Genomic DNA, 19,893 nt, shown 5'->3' on the forward strand with positions numbered 1-19,893 from the left:
CCCCATGTTCCGAGCCGCCATTTTCCGACCTGCCATGTTCCCAGCCGCCCTGGCCCCTTCCCTGCTGGCCATCGCCCTGTGCCTGGCGCCGCCGGCCTTCGCCGCCAAGGCCTACGTGTCCAACGAGAAGGACAACAACATCAGCGTCATCGACCTGGACAGCATGACCGTGACCGGCACCCTGGACACCGGCAAGCGCCCGCGCGGCCTGGCGCTGTCCCACGACAACAAGCTGCTGTACATCTGCGCGAGCGACTCCGACACCGTGCAGGTGATGGACCTGGCCAGCGGCAAGATCGTCAAGCAGCTGCCCTCCGGCGCCGACCCCGAGCAGTTCGCCCTGCACCCCAACGACCGCTGGCTGTACGTCTCCAACGAGGACGACGCGCTGGTGACCGTGGTGGACACCCAAACCGCCCAGGTGCTCGGCCAGATCGACGTGGGCGTGGAGCCCGAGGGCATGGCGGTGAGCCCCGACGGGAAGTGGGCGGTGAACACCAGCGAGACCACCAACATGCTGCACTGGATCGACACCGCCACGCAGAAGCTGGTGGACAGCACCCTGGTGGACCAGCGCCCGCGCCACGCGGAGTTCAACAAGGACGGCAGCCAGGTCTGGGTGTCGGCGGAGATCGGCGGCAGCGTCAGTGTGGTGGACGTGGCCAGCCGCAAGATCCTCAAGAGCCTGCGCTTCGCCATCAAGGGCGTGCACCCGGACAAGATCCAGCCGGTGGGCGTGAAGCTGACCAGCGACGGCAGGTACGCCTTCGTCGCCCTGGGCCCGGCCAACCACGTGGCGGTGGTGGATGCGAAGACCTTCGAGGTGCTCGACTACCTGCTGGTGGGCCGCCGCGTCTGGCACCTGGCGTTCAACCCGGACGAGAGCCTGCTGCTGGCCACCAACGGCGTCAGCGGCGACGTCTCGGTGATCGACGTGAAGGACCTCAAGGTGACCCGCTCGATCAAGGTCGGGCGCTACCCCTGGGGCGTGGTGGTGACGCCATGAACGCCCTGCGGGTGGCCGGCGTGGACTTCGCCTATGGCGCGCGCCAGGCGCTGGAGGGCATCGACTTCGCCCTGCCGGCCGGACGCTTCACCGCCCTGCTGGGGCCCAACGGCGCCGGCAAGTCGACGCTGGTCGCCCTGCTCACGCGCCTGTACGACCTGCAACAGGGCGAGATCGAGGTATGCGGCTGCAGCCTGGCCCGCCAGCCGCGCCTGGCCCTGCGCCAGCTGGGCGTGGTGTTCCAGCAGAGCACCCTGGACCTGGACCTGAGCGTGGAGCAGAACCTGCGCTACCACGCCGCCCTGCACGGCCTGCCGCGCGCCCTGGCGGCGGAGCACATCGAGCTGGAACTGGCGCGCCAGCAACTGCGGGAGCGCCGCCGCGACAAGGTGCGTACCCTCAACGGCGGCCACCGCCGCCGCGTAGAGATCGCCCGCGCGCTGCTGCACCGCCCGCGCCTGCTGCTGCTCGACGAGGCCAGCGTGGGGCTGGACCCGGCGGCGCGCCAGGCGCTCAACGAACACGTGCGCCAGCTGTGCCGCGACGAGGGCCTGGCGGTGCTGTGGACCACCCATCTACTGGACGAGGTGCGCGGCGATGACCAGTTGCTGGTGCTCGACCGCGGCCGCCTGGTGGCCCAGGGCGAAGCGGCCCAGGTCAGCGCCGCCGACGGCGGCGATCTGCCCCGCGCCTTCGCCCGCCTCACCCGCCTGGAGGCCTGCGCATGAGAGCCTGCGACGCCATCGGTTTCGGCCCGGCCGCCTACTGGCAGTGCCTGCGCGGCATCGTGGTGCGCGAGTGGCTGCGCTTCGTGCTGCAGCGCTCGCGCTTCCTCAGCGCCCTGGTGCGACCGCTGCTGTGGCTGCTGGTGTTCGCCGCGGGCTTTCGCGCCGCGCTGGGCATCTCGATCATCGAGCCCTACGACACCTACGTCACCTACGAGACGTACATAGTCCCCGGGCTGTGCTGCATGATCCTGCTGTTCAACGGCATGCAGGGCTCGCTGTCGATGGTCTACGACCGCGAGATGGGCAGCATGCGCGTGCTGCTCACCAGCCCGCTGCCGCGCGCCTTCCTGCTGGCCGGCAAGCTGCTGGCCACGGCGCTGGTGTCGCTGCTGCAGGTGTACGCCTTCCTCGCCATCGCCTGGCTCTACGGCGTGCAGCCGCCGGCCTGGGGCCTGCTGGCGGCGCTGCCGGCGCTGCTGCTGGCGGCCCTGCTGCTGAGCGCCCTGGGCCTGCTGCTATCCAACGCCATCCGCCAGCTGGAGAACTTCGCCGGGGTGATGAACTTCGTGATCTTCCCGCTGTTCTTCCTGTCCTCGGCGCTGTACCCGCTGTGGAAGATGCGCGAGGCCAGCGTGGGCCTGTACTGGCTGTGCGCGCTCAACCCCTTCAGCCATGCGGTGGAACTGGTGCGCTTCGCCCTGTACGAACGGCTGAACCCCCTGGCGCTGGCGGTGTGCCTGGGGCTGACGCTGCTGTTCGCGGGCCTGGCGGTGCTGACCTTCAACCCGCAGCACGCGGCGCTGCGCAAGGGGTGAAATCTCCTACTTTGGTACTGGATCAACCCTCCGGACGTCGAATTTCCAAAGCAGCGCCCCTGGCATGTAATGGCGGGCAGAAGAATAAATATCGAGATGCCACCATGCCTCGCCTAGCCCCTGCCCTGCTCTGCGCGCTGCTGGGCCTGCCGCTGGCCCATGCGGACGAAGCGCTGTTCTCCAGCGACGGCTACCGCACCAGCCAGTACCGCAGCCCGACCCCGGCCAGCGCCGACCATGCCACCACCCTGGACACCGCCACCCTGCGCGCGCTGCTCGAGCGCGAGCCGCGTACGCGCCTGGTGGACGTGTACCGCCGCACCTGGCTCAACGGCCAGTTCGTGGCCAACGAAGCGCACCGCAACCTGCCCGGCAGCCTGTGGCTGGCCAACACCGGCGACGGCGTGCTGAGCGAGCCCTGGCTGGCCTACTTCCGCGAGAACCTGCGGCAACTCAGCGAGGGCGACCCGACGCGCCCGCTGGTGTTCTACTGCCGCTCGGACTGCTGGGCGAGCTGGAACGCGGTCAGGCGCGCCCACGCGCTGGGCTATTCCAACCTCTACTGGTACCGTGACGGGGTGGACGCCTGGGAACAGGCCGGCCTGCCCCTGCAGGACGCCCAGCCACGGCCCTTCCCCTGAGCGCAACCCAACGGCTAGCCGCCGCCATAACGACAACAACGAGGTGTAGGCCATGTACAAGATCCTGATCGCCGACGATCACCCGCTGTTCCGCGAGGCCATCCACAACGTCATCGCCGACGGCTTCCCCGGCAGCGAAGTGATGGAGACCGCCGACCTGGACAGCGCCCTGGGCCTGACCCAGGAACACGACGACCTGGACCTGATCCTGCTCGACCTGAACATGCCCGGCATGCACGGCCTGAGCGGCCTGATGAACCTGCGCAACGAGGCGCCGACCATCCCGGTGGTGATCGTCTCCGCCGAGCAGGACAAGCAGGTGGTGCTGCAGGCCATCACCTACGGCGCGGTGGGCTTCATCACCAAATCCTCGCCGCGGGCGCAGATGACCGAGGCCATCGAGCAGATCCTCAACGGCAACGTCTACCTGCCCTCGGACATCATCCGCACCCAGAAGGCCTCGCCGCGGCGCAGCGGCCACGAGGAGCACGGCATCCCCCCGGAACTGCTTCAGGCGCTGACGCGCAAGCAGCTGCTGGTGCTGGAGCGCATGACCAAGGGCGAGTCGAACAAGCAGATCGCCTACAACCTGGAGATCGCCGAGACCACGGTGAAGGCCCACGTCTCGGCCATCCTGCGCAAGCTCAAGGTGCACAACCGGGTGCAGGCCATCCTCAGCGCCGGCGACATCGACTTCGCCGCCTACCTGCGCCGCTAGGGAGCGCCCATGCCCGCTTCGCGCACCCTGCTCCTGACCGCCCTGGCCATGCTGGCGTTCGCCGGCAACTCGCTGCTCTGCCGCCTGGCGCTCAAGGCCACCCAGCTCGACGCGGTGAGCTTCACCGGCGTGCGCATCCTCTCCGGCGCGCTGATGCTCGGCCTGCTGCTGCGCCTGCGCGGCCGGGCCGGCCAGGCCCGCGGCAACTGGCGGGCGGCGGCGGCGCTGTTCACCTACGCCGCGGCCTTCTCCTATGCCTACGTGCAACTGGACGCCGGCACCGGCGCGCTGCTGCTGTTCGGCGCGGTGCAGGTGACCATGCTGGTGGTCGGCCTGCTGCGCGGCGAACGCCTGGCCGGCCAGGCCCTGCTGGGCTTCGGCCTGGCCCTGGGCGGCCTGCTGGTGCAACTGCTGCCCGGCGCCGGCGCACCGCCCCTGGCCGGCGCCCTGCTGATGCTGCTGTCGGGCGTGGCCTGGGGCCTGTACTCGCTGCTGGGCCGCAACGCGGGCGATCCGCTGGCGGTGACTACTGGCAACTTCGTCCGCGCAATAGCCTTCGCGGCCGTGCTGGCCCTGGTGTTCCATGGCCAGTTGCGCGCGGATGTGCCTGGGGTCGTCTACGCGGTGCTGTCCGGGGCGCTGGCTTCGGGGATTGGCTATGCCATCTGGTATGCGGCGCTGCCGGGGTTGTCGGCGATCCAGGCGGCTTCGGTGCAGTTGAGCGTGCCGGTGCTGGCGGCGTTGTCCGGGGCGCTGGTGCTGGGGGAGCATATCGGGGTGCGGTTGTTGCTGGTGTCTTGTGCGGTGCTGGGCGGGATTGCGCTGATCCTGCGCGCCAAGGTTCGCGCGCCGGCTGTGCAGCGGGCCTGAACACTGGTTGGCTTTTCGTAGGAGCGAGCTTGCTCGCGAACCGGCCTCCCGGTGACTCCGCTGCTGAACCAACCTCCGTTCCCTCTCCCTAACCCTCTCCCTGAAGGGAGAGGGGACCGTTCGGAGTGAAGTGTGATTTCGGCGCTCGCCGGCCACGTCGGTGTTGCCGGGTGGCACGAAAACTACCGACGGCACGGATAGCCCCCTCTCCCTTCAGGGCGGGGCGCGCAGCCGAGGGCTGGGGAGAGGGTCGCGGACCCAACCCCTGCGCCAAAGTCGAACCTGATCCGTTATTACGCGACCACCACAACCTGCTACTCCACTGCCAAACCCACCCTCGCTCCCTCTCCCTAACCCTCTCCCTGAAGGGAGAGGGGACCGTTCGGCGTGAAGTGTGATTTCGGCGCTCGCCGGCCACGCCGGTGTTGCCGGATGGCACGAAAACCACCGGCGGCACGGATAGCCCCCTCTCCCTTCAGGGCGGGGCGCGCAGCCGAGGGCTGGGGAGAGGGTTGCGGACCCAACCCCTGCGCCGAAGTCGAACCTTCACCACCACGGCCCAACCAACGGCGGATAACCGCGAACGGTTATCCGCCCTACCCGACCCACCCACCATTCCCATGTAGGAGCGCGCCCTGCGCGCGAAAATCGCGGGCAGGGCCCGCGCCTACAGGCGCAACACGAAGCCTCAGCCCGCCCTGTCCATCAAATGGCACAACGCCGTCTTCAGCTTCATCGGCCTGACCGGCTTGTGCATCAGCGTATGGCCCAGCTCGCGCACCTGCTGCTTGAGTTCGTTGCTGTAGTTGGCGGTGATCATCAGCGCCGGCAGCGGCGTGCCGCGGCGGGCGTTGATCGAGGCCACCGCGTCCACGCCGTTGCAGCCGTCGTCCAGGTGGTAGTCGACGATCAGCAGGTCGGACTCGGCGTGGAAGTTGTCCACCTGGCGCGCCAGGTCCTCTTCCGATAGCGCCGTGACCACCCGGCAGCCCCAGGCCTCCAGCAGCGTGCGCATGCCGGCGCAGATGGCCGCGTCGTTGTCCAGCACCCACACTCGCGAGCCGCGCAGGCGTTCCACCAGATGCTCGGCCTGCTGCGCCGGCTCCGGCCGGGTGCGGGCCACGCGGCGGGCCAGGGGCACCTCGACGGCGAAGCGCGAGCCCTTGCCGGGCACCGAGCCGACCTGGATGCGGTGGCCGAGCATGCGTGCGATCTTCTCGACGATCGCCAGCCCCAGGCCCAGGCCGCGGTCCTGGTTGGAGCGCTGGGTGTCGCCGCGCTTGAACTCCTGGAAGATCTCGCCGAGCTTGTCGGCGGGGATGCCCATGCCGGTGTCCCAGACCTCGATCCACAGGCTCTGCCGGCGCCGTCGGCAGCCCAGCAGCACGCGCCCGCTGGGGGTGTAGCGGATGGCGTTGGACAGCAGGTTGCGCAGGATCCGCGCCAGCAGTTGCATGTCGCTGCGCACCTGGGCGCCGCAGGCCACGTAGTCCAGGCGCAGGCCCTCGCTGGCGGCCACCTGGCGGTATTCGGCGGCGAGGTTGCCGAGCAGTTCGCTGACCTCGAAGGGCGCGATGTCCGGCTTGATCACCCCGGCGTCGAGCTTGGAGATGTCCACCAGGGTGCCCAGCAGGTTCTCCACGTCCTCCAGCGAGTGGCTGATGTTGCGCACCAGGCCGTCGCCGCCGCGCTCCTGCAGGGCGCTGGTGAACAGCCGCGCGGCGTTCAGCGGCTGCAGCAGGTCGTGGCTGACGGCGGCGAGGAACTTGGTCTTCGACAGGTTGGCCTGTTCGGCCTCGCGCTTGGCCTCGCGCAGGCGCGCCTCGACCTGGCTGCGCTCGTCGATCTCGCGCTTGAGCTGGTCGTTCAGGCTGGTCAGCTCGGCGGTGCGCTCGCGCACCCGCTGTTCCAGGTTCTGGTAGGCCTGGTGCAGGGCCTCGGCGGTGCGGCGGCGCTCGGTGATGTCACGGATCAGCACGAAGAGCCCGGCGACCTGGCCGTCGGCCTGGCGGTTGGGCACGTAGGAACGCTGCATGTAGCGCTCCTGCCCGGCGAGGTTGGTCTCGGCGATCTCGAAGGTCACGCTCTCGCCCGACAGCGCCCGCTCGAAGTAGGGCTCCAGGCGCTGGCAGTGCTCGGCGCTGTGCACGTCGCGCAGGTTGCGCCCGAGCATCGAGCCGCTGGGCCAGCGGTACCACTGCTCGTAGACCTTGTTGGTGAATTCGTAGTTGAGGTCGGCGCTGAGGTAGGCGATCAGCGCCGGCACCTGGTCGGTGATCAGGCGGATCCAGCGTTCGCTCTCGCGCAGCGCCTCGGCGTGGCGGTAGCGCTCGGTGATGTCGGTGAAGGTGTTGACGAAGCCGCCGGTGGGCAGCGCATGGGTGCGGATCTCCAGCATGCGGCCGTCGAACAGGCGCTGCTCCAGGGCCGCCAGGGGCGCGCCGGAAGCGTCGCGGCTGCGCGGGGTGAGCAGCGGCAGGCCGCTCTCGCCCATGACGTCGGCGAAGAGCCGGTGCGCGCCGATCGGCGCCAGCCCGCAGAGCTCCAGGAAGCGCCGGTTCCACAGCTCCAGCGTGCCCTCGGCGCCGACCATGGCCACGCCCTGGGACAGGTTGTCCACGGCGCGCTGCAGCAGGTGCGACTTCTGCGCCACCGCCTGTTCGCGGCGCGCGGTCTCGCTGAGCTTGATCTCGGTGATATCGGTGTAGAGCACCACCAGGCCGCCGTCGCGGGTCGGCCGCTCGCTCATGCGCACCCAGCGGTCGTTGCGCAGGCGGTAGAGGGTGTGTTCGTCGTCGCTGCTGCGCTGCTCTTCGACGATCAGCCCGCTGCTCTGCGCCAGGCGGCGCACTTCGCTCAGCCGGGTGCCGGCGCCCAGGCGCGCGCGGGTGGGCGCCCAGAGCGCGCGGAAGCGTTCGTTGAACAGCACGATGCGCTGCTGCGGGTCGAACAGCACGAAGGCGTCGGAAATGCTCTCGATGGCGTCCAGCAGGTGCTGGTGGGCGGTCTCGGCGCGCAGGCGGGCATCGCTGAGCAGCTGGTTGCTGGACTTCAGCTCGGCCATGGCCTGGCTCAGGGCGTCGGTGCGTTCGCGCACCTGCTCGGCCAGCACCACCGAGTGCTGGAAGGCCCCGTAGGCGCCGTCGCCGCGCGAGGCGCTGGACTCGATGCGCTCGATCAGCGCGGTGTTGATGCGCTGCAGCTTGAGCTTGTCGCGCTCGAGCGCCTCGATGCGCGCCTGCAGCTCAGCCGGCTGCGCCGCCACGGGGACGGCCAATGGCGACACCGGTGAAGGTCTGGTTGATGTGCATGCCATTGAATTGCTCTCCGTAGGTGTTGAAGCCGATCACCTGCTGGTGGCGGAGAAACTCGGCGGTGGCTGCGGTGTCGCCCGCCACTTCCAGCTCCAGGCGGCGCAGGAAGCAGTCGCAGCCGATGGTCAGCAGCGGCGGGCCGAGGCGTTCGTGCAGGCGCGCGAACTGTGCCCGCAGGTTGGGCAGCAGGGGCCCGGTGCTCATGGCGGTGAGGACGATGCCGTTCTCCACCGCGCAGTAGAAGGTCAGGCTGAAGTCGTCGTTGACCTGCTGGATGGAGCGCACGTAGTACTGGTCCTTGATGCGCACCGCCAGCGGGTGGCGGGAGAACAGCTCGAAGCTCAGCGCCTGGGGCTCCACGCCGACCAGCCGGGCGTACTCCAGGGCCGCCGGCTCGGCGTTGAGCTCCAGCACCCGGCGGCTGGCGCTGTCGGCGCGGGTCACCACCAGCTTCTCGCCGCGCGGCACCACGTGGTGGGTGGTGAACACCTCGAAGTCGAGCCAGGTGTTGAACAGCAGCACCACCGCCGCGCCGGTGTGGAACTGGCCCTGGTAGTAGACGTGGGTGTGGGTGAGGTGGTTGTCGTCGCCGGCCGAGCCGCCGAAGTGCGGGATGGCGCCGAGCGCCGCGCTGAGCGCCGCCAGCACCACCTCCTCGCGGCTGGACAGGCCGTCGAGCAGGGTCAGGGCGAAGCTGTGGTCCTTGATCGGCGCCAGCTCGCTGCTGCGGCAGTCGGCCACCAGGGCCTCCACCAGCTGCTGCGCGTCGATCAGGCTGAAGCGCTCCATCTCGTCGATCAGCGCGCTGGCCACGGCGAAGCTGCGCACGTCGAAGCCCACCGCGCTGACGCAGCCGCGGCCGTAGCCCTGGGGGGTGATCTCGCCGGCGGTGGTGCAGCCGACCAGCTCGATGCCGCCGAAGTACTGCTCCAGGGCGGCGGCCAGGGCCGGCAGGTCGTGCTCGGCGGAACAGAAGAACAGCACGAAGCCCAGGTGCGGGTGGATCAGCTGGCGCGCCAGGTCCTGGGCCACCGCCTCCGCGTCGCGGGCACTGGACATGCCCCTGACCACGCCTTCCCCCTGCCCTTCCTGCATACGCCTGCCTCAACGCCGGTTGACCTCGCGAGCATTCTACGAAGGCGCCCGGCGCGGCCCCATGCTACTTGGGTGCTGGCGGGGACCTCCGAAAGGCGTAGCTCCGTGTCGTTCGCAGGAGCGCGCCCTGCGGGCGATTCGCGGTACAGCGAACAGCGGAGTCAGGTTCAGCTGCGGAGCGGGGGTTGGAGTCCGCAGCCCTCTCCCTTCAGTTTCGTAGGGCGCATAACACCTACGGCGTTATCCGCCGAATCGCGGACGGAGTCCGCTCCTACCCTGCCGGGGGGCACTGCTTCTCGTAGGAGCGAGCTTGCTCGCGAACAGGCTCCGCTGCGGGGCTTATTCGCGAGCAAGCTCGCTCCTACGAAGAGCACATCGGCGCAGCCGGCAAGACAGTTGCTCCTACGGTTCCGGGAAGCACGGGCGTAGGAGCGGACTCCGTCCGCGATGGCCCGCCGCGCGCAGAAGGCCGTGGATGGACCCCGCCCGCCCTGCCTGCAAAAAAAACGGCGGGCCGACGTCACCGTCGCCCCGCCCAATTGCTGCCAAAGGAGCTCGGGAATTACCAGTTCAGTACCGCGCCGACGGCGAAGGTGTCGGTGTCCTCGCTGACCAGCGAGCCCTTGCGGCCGTCGATCTCGTACTGGTTGTACTCGGCCACCAGCTTGAGGTTGTCGTTGATGGTGCGGAAGTAGGCGATGCCGCGGGTGGAGTAGTCCGCCGCGCTGCCCAGGCCGTTGCCGTCGTCCTCGGTCTTGCCGTAGGACAGCGCCACGCGGTTCTTGCCCCAGCTGTAGGAGCCCTGCAGCAGCATGCCGCGGCTGTCCACCTCGCGTAGCGCGGCTTCGCCGGCGTTGTTGGTGAAGAAGGGGTTGATGCCCTTGGCGGTGAAGCCCGAGCCGGTCAGCGACACGCCACCGAACTTGGCCTGGATGCCGTAGCCCAGGCCCTTGGAGGTCACGTCGTCGACCTGGTCGTTGGTGTTCTTCGAGGTCTGGTAGGCGCCGTTGACCCAGCTGTAGATCTGCGCGCCGGCCAGGTCGAACTGGTAGCTGATCTCGCTCTCGTAGCGCGGGTTGTCCTGGTAGGCCTTGTCGTCCAGGCCGTCGCTGGCGTCCTTGTCGATCTGGTTGGTGTCGATCGGGTCCATGATGCCCACCGCCACGCGCAGGCCGTCCACCAGGTTGTTGTTGCGGTAGGTGATCTGCGAGGTGGGGAACGGGTACGGGTAGCCGGTGCCGATGTTGCCGAAGGACACGCCCTTGCCGTCCACCAGGCCGAGGGTGTCGCTGGCGTTGCCGAAGCCGGCCAGCAGCTCGTCGAGGAAGATGTTGGAACGCGAGAACAGGCCGAAGTCCTTGCCGATCAGCACCTCGCCCCAGTCGCCGGCCACGTTGCCGTAGAACTGCCGCACGTCGATGGCGGTGTCGGTGCCGTCCTGCTCGCTGTCGTTGATGGTCACCCAGAACGAGGAACGCCCGGTGAGGGTCAGGCCGTCGATCTTCTTGCCGAAGTTGAAGCCGATGTAGTTGGGCAGGAAGCCCATCTTCACCCGCGACTGGCGGCGGTCGTAGGTCTCGCCCTCGCGGTCCACGTCGCTATTGACGTAGAAGGCGTTGAAGTAGCCGTCGGTGGAGAAGGTGGTGTCGTCCTTGTCGTACAGCTTGATGTCGGCGACGGCCGGCAGGCAGCCCAGGCTGCCCAGCGAGGCCAGGGCCAGGGGCAGGAAACGGCGAATGGCGGTGTTGTTCTTGTTCATGACGCGCTCCGCAGGGGATGGATGACCGTTCGGGGTCGTGGCGGAGGCGATTATCGAAACGGCTTGCGCGGCGCCATACGCTGCTTTGGGCGCGCTTCGGCGCTGCTTGCGTGGGGCTTGCCGGAGCGCTGCGCAAGGCCATGGCACCAGGCCACCACAAGGCTCGGCGCCTTGGTCGCGGGGGTAGCGGCACCTTGGCAGCGGGCCTTGCGGCGCAGGACCAAAGTCGCAGGCGTACGTGCCCGGGGGCGGTATGCCCGGGCAACGGTGGAAGGAGGGTTCGAGGGGCTCAGGCGCGGTTGGTCAGCAGCCAGCTGCCGCCCTGCTCGCCCAGCAAGGCGGCGTGGGCGGCCAGGAGGTCGGCGCGGGTCATGCACCGGGCCGCCTCGGCCACGTGTTGCGCGTGGTCGGCGGCGACGCCGGCGAGCTGGTCGCGCCAGGCCGCGTCCTCGCCGGCGGGCTCGTGGGCCAGGGCGTTGGCGAGGTCGTGCAGGCGGGCGTCGGGCAGCTCGCCCAGGGAAGCGGCGGCGCTTTCCAGGAAGGCGCGCAGGTGGCCATACAGGGCCTCCGGCTGCGCGTGCGGCGACTGCACCGCGAACAGCAGCCCGCGCCAGCCGGCTACCTGGCGGAAGCCGCAGAACAACGCGTAGCCCAGGTTCAGCTCGACGCGCAGGCGCTGGTAGAAGCCGCCTTCCAGCTCGCGTGCCAGCAGCCGCCAGGCGGCCTCCTGCGCCGCGTCACGTCCTGGCAGCGGGCAGAACAGCAGCAGCGCCGCCTCGCCCTCGCCCGCTACGACGCGGCGATGGTAGCCCGCGGCCAGGGCCGGCGGCAGCAGAGGCTGCGTCGCCGGCAGGCCGGGTACCCGGCTCGCCCGGAGCGTCTCGGCATTACGCGCCAGCACATCCCAGCGCGCCGAGGACCAGTCCGGTAAAGCCGTACCCTCCCCTGCCAACTGGACCGGCAAGGCGTCGAGCAGGCGGCGGATCGGCAGTTCGGCGGCCTTGCGCTGTAGCTCGCGCTGCAGCAGGCGTTCGCCCTGGGCGGCCAGCGCCGCGGAGGGCTCGGCCAGCAGCGCCAGGGCGCGGTCCAGGCAGCTTTGAAGGCGGTCGGCCGGGCCCTGCAGGCCCAGGGCCCAGTCGGCGCCCTCCTCGTCCAGGCGCAGGCTCACGCCACTGCGCCGCGCCAGCCCAGCCAGTGGGCGCAGGCCGTGGCGCAGGGCGAGGAAGTGGCTGCGGGCCGGCACATTCGGGAAGCGCCAGCGCAGGTGCAACGTACCCGCCGGCGCTGTGCTGGCCGGTGCCGCCGCCTCGAAGCGCCAGGCCCGGGGGGCGAAGTCCAGGGGCTTGGCCGGCCCGCGCCTGAGCTGCAGTTCGAAGCCGGCCACGCAGGTGGGCCGGCCCGGCGCATCCGGCGCGACCAGCAGGCGGACCGGGCGCGAAGCGTCCAGCGCCGCCAGCCACTGCGGCACGACCGGCGCCGGCAGGCCGCGGGCCCGCTGGCGCAATTGCTCCAGGGGCGCCAGGTGATGCCATTCGGCCGGCACCAGCGCCTCGCCGCTGCCACTGCACAGTGCACGCAGCCAATCGAGGAAGGCCGCTTCGACGGTCGGCGCATGCCGGGCCTGCGCCAGCTCGAAGGTCACGGCCAACAGCGCCTGCCCCGCTGCGCGGTAGGCCACCCGGAGGGCCGCCGCATCGCACAACCCCCGCTCCCCCAGCCAGGCCAGCAGCCCGCCAGCCGCCTCGTCGGCCAGCAGGCCGGCCAGGGCATCGAGGGTCTGCTCGGCGGTGGCGTCCAGCTCACCCACGGCGAAGCCCAGCACCAGGCGCGGCGCACCGGGCAGGCGCAGGTGGAGCCAGTCCTCCGCCAATGGCGCCAGGGCCGGAGGGCGCTCGCGGGCCGGCAGCTGGCCGGCCGGCCAGCCCTCGCAATACCTGGCGGCGAGCGCCTGCAATTCGTCGAGCGACTGCGGCCCCTGCAGCCACAGCTGCAGGTTGCCAGGCTGGTAGAAGCTGCCGTGGAAGTCTCGCAGCGCGCGCTGGAAGCCCTCCTCTTCCACCGCCAGGCTGGCACGCCGGCCGGCCACGAAACGGCGCAGCGGATGCCCCTCGGCCACCCCGGCGGCCAGGGCCGCGTCGATCAGGGTGCCGGCATCGGTCGCGCGGGCGATGTACTCCGCTTCCAGCACCTCGCGCTCGCCGAGTTGCGCGCCGGCCTCCGGCAGTGGGCCGGCGAGCATGTCCGCCAGGCGCGCCAGGCCCCCGTCCAGCGCCGCGGCGGGCACCTCGAAGAAGTAGTCCGTGGTGCGCGCCCGGGTACTGGCATTCAGGCGCCCGCCCCGCGCCTGCACCCAGGGCATCAGCCGCTCGCCCGCGGCGAAGCGCGCGCCGCCGAGGAACAGCAGGTGCTCGAGGAAATGCGCAAGCCCCGGGTGCGCCGGCGGCTCGTCATGGCTGCCGGCCGCCACCCGCACCAGGGCGGCGGCGCGGGTGGCCTGGGGGGCATGCACCAGGGTCAGCGCCAGGCCGTTGGCCAGGGTGGCCTGGCGGGTCTGCTGGGGATCGGCGTTGCGGCTCATGGAGGGTCCGGTCGAGAAGGCCCGGAGGCCTGTTGCGGCCACATTACCCGCACGCCGGAAGAAGGGAATAGTGCTTTGGAGGGGTCAGCGGCCGCTGGCGCTGATGACGCCCGTGCGCACCTGCTCGGCCATGGCGATCAGCCGCTCGGCATCGCCCTGCAGGAACGCCGCCATGCGCACCAGGTGCACCGCCTGGGACGCCGGCAACTGCTCGGCGGCCCGCCCCAGGTCGGTGGCCAGCCCTTCATGGCGGAAGGCCATGTTCAGCAACTCGCGCCGCAGCCGCTGGCTCGCTTCGTTCAGGCCCATGACGCACCCTCGCAAGGCAGTCGAAAATTCCAGCATAGCCGAGTCGGGTACGGCCGGGCTCCGCGCCGGGGAAGAGCGCCCTCTCCCCAGCCCTCTCCCGCAAGCGGGAGAGGGGGCCGTTCGGAGCGGCGTCGAGGTCAGGCGCCATCCTCCACCCTCGTCATTCCCGCGAGCGCTGGAACTCGGGCCGTGCCGCCTGGACGCCCGGCGTGGCGGGAGCAATCGTGGACGGTGGCCTGTCGCGGCTATGGGGCCTCGTCCGGGCGGCCCCGCAGGCTGAAGCGGACGAGCGCGCCGCGGGGCGGGTTGGCCAGCGCCTGGAGCTGCCCGCCATGGGCCTCGACGATCGAGCGGCAGATCGACAGGCCCATGCCCAGGCCGCTGGGCTTGGTGGTGTAGAAAGGCGCGAAGAGCTGCCCGGCGTCCTGCGCGGCGAACCCCGGGCCGGAGTCGCCGACGCTCACCGCCACGCCGCCCTCGCCGTCCGCCGCCGTTTCGATGTCCAGCTGGCGCACCCCGTCGTCGACCTCGCCCATGGCCTCGATGGCGTTGATGATCAGGTTGAGCAGCACCTGCTGCAGCTCCACCCGGTCGCCCTGCACCGGCGGCAGCCCGTCGGCCAGCCGCGTGCGTACGGAGACACCGCCCTTGGCGGCCTGGCCGCGGGTGAACTCGACCATTTCCAGGATCGCCTCGTTGATGTCCACCGCGGCCTTCTGCGACGGCGCCTTGCGCAGCAGCCCGCGGATGCGCTTGAGCACGTCCGAGGCGCGGTTGGCGTCCTTGACGATGCGTTCGAGCACCTGCCCCACCTCGCCCAGCTCCGGCGGCTGCGCCGCCAGCCAGCGCTGCGCCGCGTAGGCGTTGGTGACGGTGGCGGCGATCGGCTGGTTGACCTCGTGGGCGATGGATGCGGTGAGCTGGCCCATGGTCGCCACGCGGTTGGCGTGGGCCAGTTCGGCCTGCACCTCGCGGTAGCGCCGCTCGCGTTCGGCGAGGTCGCGGTACAGCCGGGCGTTCTCCAGGGAACTGGCGGCCTGCGAGGCCACCAGCTTGAGCACCGCGGTGCGCGCCGGGCTGAAGGCCCGGGCGGTCAGGTTGTTCTCCAGGTACAGGGCGCCGGTGAGCTGGCCCTGGTTCATCAGCGGCAGGCAGAGGATGGAGCGCGCCTGGCGGCTGCGCACGTAGGCCGAGCTGGCGTACGCCGCCTCGGCCAGGGCGTCGTCCAGCACCAGGCTCCGGCCGGTGCGCAGCACCTGGTAGAGCACCGCCTCGGGCAGCAGCGCCTCGCTCACCGGCTCGTCGCGCAGTTGCAGCGCCGGCGCGTCGTCGTCGACCGTCGCCTGGGCCACGATGCGCGGTTCGCCGGCGCCCTGGAGCACCAGCACGCCGCGTTCGGCGCCGGCCTGTTCGATGGCCGTGCGCATGACCCTGTCCACCAGCCCTTCCAGCGCGATCTCGCCGGAGGTGGTCTGCAGCACCTTGAGCACGGTGGCCAGGTCCAGCTGCTCCACCGGGGTGGCCATGGTGGCCGTGGGGCCCGGCGCCGGCGCCGGCTCGCCGAGGAAGGGATGGCGCGCCTGCAGCTGCCGCACCTTCCCCTCGGCGCCCCAGCGCAGGTAGCAGTCGCGGGCGCCCTGCAGGTAGACGCGGGCCACTCTGTCGAGCCCACGCGTGGCGTAGCAGGCGGCTGCCAGTTCGTTGGCCAGCGCCTCGACCTGGATGAAGCCGCCTTCCTGGGCCGCGCGGATGGCCTGCTCGTAATGCACTTCGGCATCCGCCACGCGGCCCTGCAGGCGGGCGAGCTCGGCCTCCAGCAGCAGGACGTGGCAGCTGAAGTTGGCCGGGCACAGGTGCGCCCACATCCGCAGTTCCTCCCGGTGCGCGGCCACGGCGCCGAGGTGGCGGTCGCCCGGCGCAGCGGCGTCGCACAGCGCCGCGTGGGCGAGCGCGTCGAAGAAGCAGTATTCGGCTTCCTCGATGAACGCGTGGGAAGTCCACAGCAGCGGCTGCGCCTGGGCGGAGGCCTCCAGCGCCGCCGCATGGTCGCCGGCGAAGTAGCGCGCCTGCAGCTTGCGGATCCAGTACCAGCAGCTGTACACCCGCGAGGCGCCGGCCAGGCGCGCCTCGGTGTCCGCCTCGCTGAAGCCGCCCTGGTCCAGGCGGCCGAAGCGCGGCGCCAGGCCCCGCAGCATGCGGACCAGGGCGAGCTGGTTGTCGAGGAAGTCGATGACCAGGCCGAAACCCACCTTGCCGGCGTAGCCCAGGCCGCGCTCCGCCTCGGCCTGCAGCTCGGGCAGCGGCTCGCCGCCGAACAGCAGGTTGGACACCAGGCTGTTGCAGGCGAAGGCGCCGAACGGCAGGTCGCCGGTGCGGTTGGCGCTGTCGAACACGCGGCGCAGTTGCTCGTCGCAGGCGCGTACCGGCTGCACCCAGCGCGCGGCGAACAGCGAGAAGGAAAGCAGGGTGCGCGCCTCGTAGCGCTCCAGGCGGCGCCGTTCGACGAGTTCGCAGCCGAGCCGGCCGAAGCGCAAGCCGGCGTCGTAGTCGCCGAAACGCCGCCCGGCGACCCGCGGGATGTTGGCGTAGGCCACGCAGGAGGCGTCGCCGTTGCCGTGCTCCAGGCTGAGGTTGATGGCCTTGCAGATGGTCAGGCAGGCCAGGTTGCCGTCGGTGTGCAGGGCCGGCGAGAACAGCGTGGTCAGCGCCTCGATGGTGGCCAGGGCGAGCGGGTCGCGCATCGGCGGCAGGTCGATGAGCGTCTCGATGGGCCGCGCGCCGAGCTGCGCGCGGATGCGTTCGTACTCGGCCTGCACCGTCGCGTCGTCCGGGTGGGCCGGCCAGTCGATGCCCACGTGGCGGAGAAAATCCAGGCACACGGCCACCGCGTCGTCGCGGCGGTCGAGGATCAGGTAGACGTCCACCTGCAGGCAGGCCACCCAGGCGCGCTGCACGGTGGTCGCGGCGCGCCCGGACAGCGCCCGCAGGCGCTGCTCGGCCACGGCCACCTGGCCGGTGACGAACTCGCACTCGGCGCGGCCGGATTCCAGGGCGAACATCAGCTCGTGCCGGGCCTGCCAGCACGCCTCGTCCAGCAGCTCCAGGCCCCGGCTGAAATAGGCCAGCGCCGAGGCATAGGCGGCCGAGGCCCTGGCCCGCTGCCCGGCGAGCAGGTTGAACCCGGCCAGCCGCTCCCGTTCGGCCGGTTCGGCGATCAGCGCGGCGCCGCGGTTGAGCTGGCCGACGATCTCGAAGATGGCCTCTTCGCGTGCCTGCGGCGGCGTCTGCTCGGCCAGCAGGCGGCCGATCCGCAGGTGCGCCGCGGCGCGTTCGGCCTGCGGGATCAGCAGGTAGGCCGCCTCGTGGATGCGGTCGTGGGCGAAGGCGTAGGCGCCGTCCACGCGCTCCACCAGCTCCTGCCGGATGGCCGCCCACAGGGCCCGCTGCAGCTGGCCGCGGGGCAGCGCCAGCACGCGGCCCAGGGCCCCGGCCTCGGCGCGGTTGCCCAGGCAGGCCAACTGCTGCAGCACCTCGCGGGTCTGCGCCGGCAGGCGGCCCAGCTTGTCGAGCATCAGGTCGACGACGTTGTCGGTGTAGCCCATGGCCTGGATGCGCCCCAGGTCCCAGCGCCAGCCCCGCGCGCCGGCGTCGAAGGCCAGCAGGCCCTCCTCGGCCAGGGCCTGGAGGAACTGGATGACGAAGAACGGATTGCCGGCGGTCTTCCCGTGCACCAGTTGCGCCAGCGGGCGGACGTGCGCCGGCTCGCCGTGCAGCGCCTCGGCGATCAGCTGCTCGACGTGGGCGCGGCCGAGCGGCGCCAGGCCGATCTCGTCGATGCGCACCTGCGCCTTGCCGACCTTGCGCAGCGTGGCGCGCAAGGGGTGGGCCTCGTCCACCTCGTTGCTGCGGTAGGCGCCGACCAGCATCAGGTGGCGCAGGTCGTCGCTGGTCAGCAGCTCTTCCAGCAGGCCGAGGGTGGCCGCATCCAGCCATTGCAGGTCGTCGAGGAACAGCGCCAGCGGGTGCTCCGGCCGGGCGAACACGCCGATGAAGCGCTTGAACACCAGCAGGAAACGGCGCTGCGCCTGCTGCGGTTCTAGCAGCGGCAGCGGCGGCGGCTCGCCGATGACCAGCTTCAGCTCCGGGATCAGCTCGGTCATGACCCGCGCGTTGGCGCCCAGCGCCGCCAGCAGGGCCTGGCGCCAGCGCGCCAGTTCCCGCTCGTTCTTGCCCAGGAGCATGCGCACCAGGCCCTGGAAGGCCTGCACCAGGGTCGAGTACGGGATGTTGCGCTTGTACTGGTCGAACTTGCCGGCGGCGAACAGCCCGCGCGGCGGCACCAGCAGCTTGTGCAGCTCGTTGACCACCGAGGACTTGCCGATGCCGGAGTAGCCGGACACCAGCACCAGCCCCGGCGCGTCACCGCCGACTATGCGCTCGAAGGCGGCGACCAGGGTGGCCACCTCGGCGTCGCGGCCGTAGAGCTTCTCGGGGACCAGCAGGCGCTCCGGCACGCTGTGCCCGTCCAGCGGGAAGTCGTCGATGCGCCCCTGGCGCTGCCAGTTCGCCAGGCAACGGCGCAGGTCGTGCTCCAGCCCCGCGGCGCTCTGGTAGCGTTCCTCGGCGGTCTTGGCCAGCAGCTTCATGACCAGCCGCGACAGCGGCGCGGGGATGCCCGCCACCCGCGCAGCGGGCGGCACCGCCTGGCGCGCGATGTGGCAGTGCACCCACTCCATGGCCTCGCTGGCGGCGAACGGCAGGTCGCCGGTGAGCATCTGGTAGAGGGTGATGCCCAGGGCGTAGAGGTCGCTGCGCGAGTCGATCGAGCGGTTCATCCGCCCGGTCTGCTCGGGCGCCATGTAGGCCAGGGTGCCGGCGATGGTCTCCGGCGGTTCCGGCGCCTGGCGCTCGCGCGGCAGCCACGAGGCCAGGCCGAAGCCAGTGAGGCGGACGCGGCCATCGGCGCAGTCGACCAGGATGTGCGGCGGCTTCAGGTCCTTGTGCACCAGGCCGCGCAGGTGCAGGCGGCCCAGGGCCGCGCTGATGCCCACGGCCAGCTGCAGGAAGCGGCCGGTCTCCATGGGCGCCCCCAGCCGGGCCGACAGCGGCTCGCCGCCGGGGTCCTCCAGCACCAGCAGGCTGCGCCCGCCCTCGCGCAGCAGCGCCAGCGGGCGCACCGCCCAGGCGCCATCCAGCTCGTCCTTCAGGCCGAACTCGTGGGCCAGGCGTTCCAGGCTCGCGGGCTGCGGCGGCTCGCCGGCCGGGCGCGCGAGCAGCACGCTCAGCGCTTCGTCACGCGGGTGCCGTCCACGGCTGAAGACGCGCTCGCCGTCGTCCCACAGGGCCTGCTGTCTGTCGCTCATCCCCGCTCCACGCCGCGCCCGCTCAGGGGGCCCGGCGCGTCTGCGGCGCGATGCCCAGGGCCTCGGACTTGCGCACCAGGTCCGCCACCGAGCGCGCCGCCAGCTTGCGCATCAGCTGCCCGCGGTGGACCTTCACCGTCACCTCGCTGAGGTTCAGCTCGGCGGCGATCTGCTTGTTCATCAGGCCGGCCACCACGTAGCCCATCACCTCCCGCTCGCGGGCGGTGAGCGCGGCATAGGCCTCGCGCAGCCCGGCGCTGGAGCGCTCGGCGGCGAGCCGCTCGGTGTCCCTGGCCAGGGCGCTGGCCACGGCGTCGAGCATGTCCTGGTCGCGGAACGGCTTGGCGAGGAAGTCGACCGCCCCCGCCTTCATGGCCTTGACGGTCATGGCGATGTCGCCGTGGCCGGTCATGAACACGATGGGCATGCGCAGGCCGTGCTTCTGCACCTGCTCCTGGAAGGCCAGGCCGCTCTCGCCGCGCAGGCGCACGTCGAGCACCAGGCAGCTGGGCACGTCGTGGCGGGGGAAGGCGAGGAAGTCCCGGGGGGATTCGAAGGCCTCCACGCGCAGGCCGATGGAGCGCAGCAGGCCCGACAGCGCCAGGCGCATCGACTCGTCGTCGTCCACCACGTAGACCACGGGGTCCTGGTGGCCGGCGGCGCCCTGGGCCGAACCCGATTGCGACCACGAACTCAT

At 71.0% G+C, this 19,893-nt stretch carries 13 protein-coding genes; 6 read left to right on the forward strand and 7 right to left on the reverse strand.

Annotated elements, in window-relative coordinates:
- Positions 1 to 34: 34 nt before the first annotated feature.
- From VV867_RS21675 to VV867_RS21700, 6 genes are all read left to right on the forward strand, one after another.
- Positions 35 to 1,006, forward strand: a complete 972-nt coding sequence (locus tag VV867_RS21675; RefSeq protein ID WP_109937295.1) for a YVTN family beta-propeller repeat protein — start codon at positions 35 to 37, stop codon at positions 1,004 to 1,006.
- A complete protein-coding gene (locus VV867_RS21680; protein WP_328567529.1) occupies positions 1,003 to 1,734 on the forward strand; it encodes an ABC transporter ATP-binding protein in 732 nt (243 codons plus the stop codon). Before VV867_RS21675 ends, VV867_RS21680 begins: the two co-directional genes overlap by 4 nt.
- Positions 1,731 to 2,549, forward strand: coding sequence for an ABC transporter permease (locus VV867_RS21685; RefSeq protein ID WP_328567530.1), 819 nt, complete (start codon positions 1,731 to 1,733; stop codon positions 2,547 to 2,549). Before VV867_RS21680 ends, VV867_RS21685 begins: the two co-directional genes overlap by 4 nt.
- Positions 2,550 to 2,653: 104 nt before the next feature.
- On the forward strand, positions 2,654 to 3,190 hold the full coding sequence (locus VV867_RS21690; protein WP_328567531.1) for a PQQ-dependent catabolism-associated CXXCW motif protein: 537 nt from the start codon (positions 2,654 to 2,656) through the stop codon (positions 3,188 to 3,190).
- Positions 3,191 to 3,242: 52 nt separating this feature from the next.
- The gene (agmR, locus tag VV867_RS21695) at positions 3,243 to 3,908 is read left to right on the forward strand and encodes a response regulator AgmR (protein ID WP_058070436.1); all 666 of its coding nucleotides are present in this window, start codon (positions 3,243 to 3,245) and stop codon (positions 3,906 to 3,908) included.
- Between the two features lie 9 nt (positions 3,909 to 3,917).
- Positions 3,918 to 4,778: a DMT family transporter gene (locus tag VV867_RS21700; protein WP_109936002.1), complete on the forward strand. Its 861-nt coding sequence runs from the start codon at positions 3,918 to 3,920 to the stop codon at positions 4,776 to 4,778.
- Positions 4,779 to 5,466: 688 nt separating this feature from the next.
- Here VV867_RS21700 and nahK read toward each other — a convergent pair.
- The 7 genes from nahK to VV867_RS21735 form a co-directional block, all read right to left on the reverse strand.
- Positions 5,467 to 8,094, reverse strand: a complete 2,628-nt coding sequence (nahK, locus tag VV867_RS21705) for a hybrid sensor histidine kinase/response regulator NahK/ErcS' (protein ID WP_328567532.1) — start codon at positions 8,092 to 8,094, stop codon at positions 5,467 to 5,469.
- Entirely contained in the window at positions 8,024 to 9,187 is a 1,164-nt protein-coding gene (gene nosP, locus VV867_RS21710) for a nitric oxide-sensing protein NosP (protein ID WP_109933495.1), read from the reverse strand. Before nosP ends, nahK begins: the two co-directional genes overlap by 71 nt.
- 562 nt (positions 9,188 to 9,749) lie before the next feature.
- Positions 9,750 to 10,946 carry a porin gene (locus VV867_RS21715; RefSeq protein ID WP_275626823.1) on the reverse strand — a complete coding sequence of 399 codons (1,197 nt, stop codon included), beginning with the start codon at positions 10,944 to 10,946 and terminating at the stop codon, positions 9,750 to 9,752.
- A gap of 289 nt (positions 10,947 to 11,235) precedes the next feature.
- Entirely contained in the window at positions 11,236 to 13,524 is a 2,289-nt protein-coding gene (pqqF, locus tag VV867_RS21720; RefSeq protein ID WP_328567533.1) for a pyrroloquinoline quinone biosynthesis protein PqqF, read from the reverse strand.
- Between the two features lie 84 nt (positions 13,525 to 13,608).
- Positions 13,609 to 13,833 (reverse strand): hypothetical protein, encoded by a 225-nt coding sequence (locus VV867_RS21725; RefSeq protein ID WP_328567534.1) that lies wholly within the window; start codon positions 13,831 to 13,833, stop codon positions 13,609 to 13,611.
- Positions 13,834 to 14,078: 245 nt separating this feature from the next.
- Complete coding sequence (locus VV867_RS21730) at positions 14,079 to 19,196, reverse strand: AAA family ATPase (protein ID WP_328567535.1); 5,118 nt, start codon at positions 19,194 to 19,196, stop codon at positions 14,079 to 14,081.
- A 22-nt stretch (positions 19,197 to 19,218) separates the two neighbouring features.
- Positions 19,219 to 19,893 (reverse strand): response regulator transcription factor, encoded by a 675-nt coding sequence (locus VV867_RS21735; protein WP_275626826.1) that lies wholly within the window; start codon positions 19,891 to 19,893, stop codon positions 19,219 to 19,221.

Source organism: Pseudomonas sp. JH-2 (assembly GCF_036231725.1).
Classification (GTDB): Bacteria; Pseudomonadota; Gammaproteobacteria; order Pseudomonadales; family Pseudomonadaceae; genus Pseudomonas; species Pseudomonas delhiensis.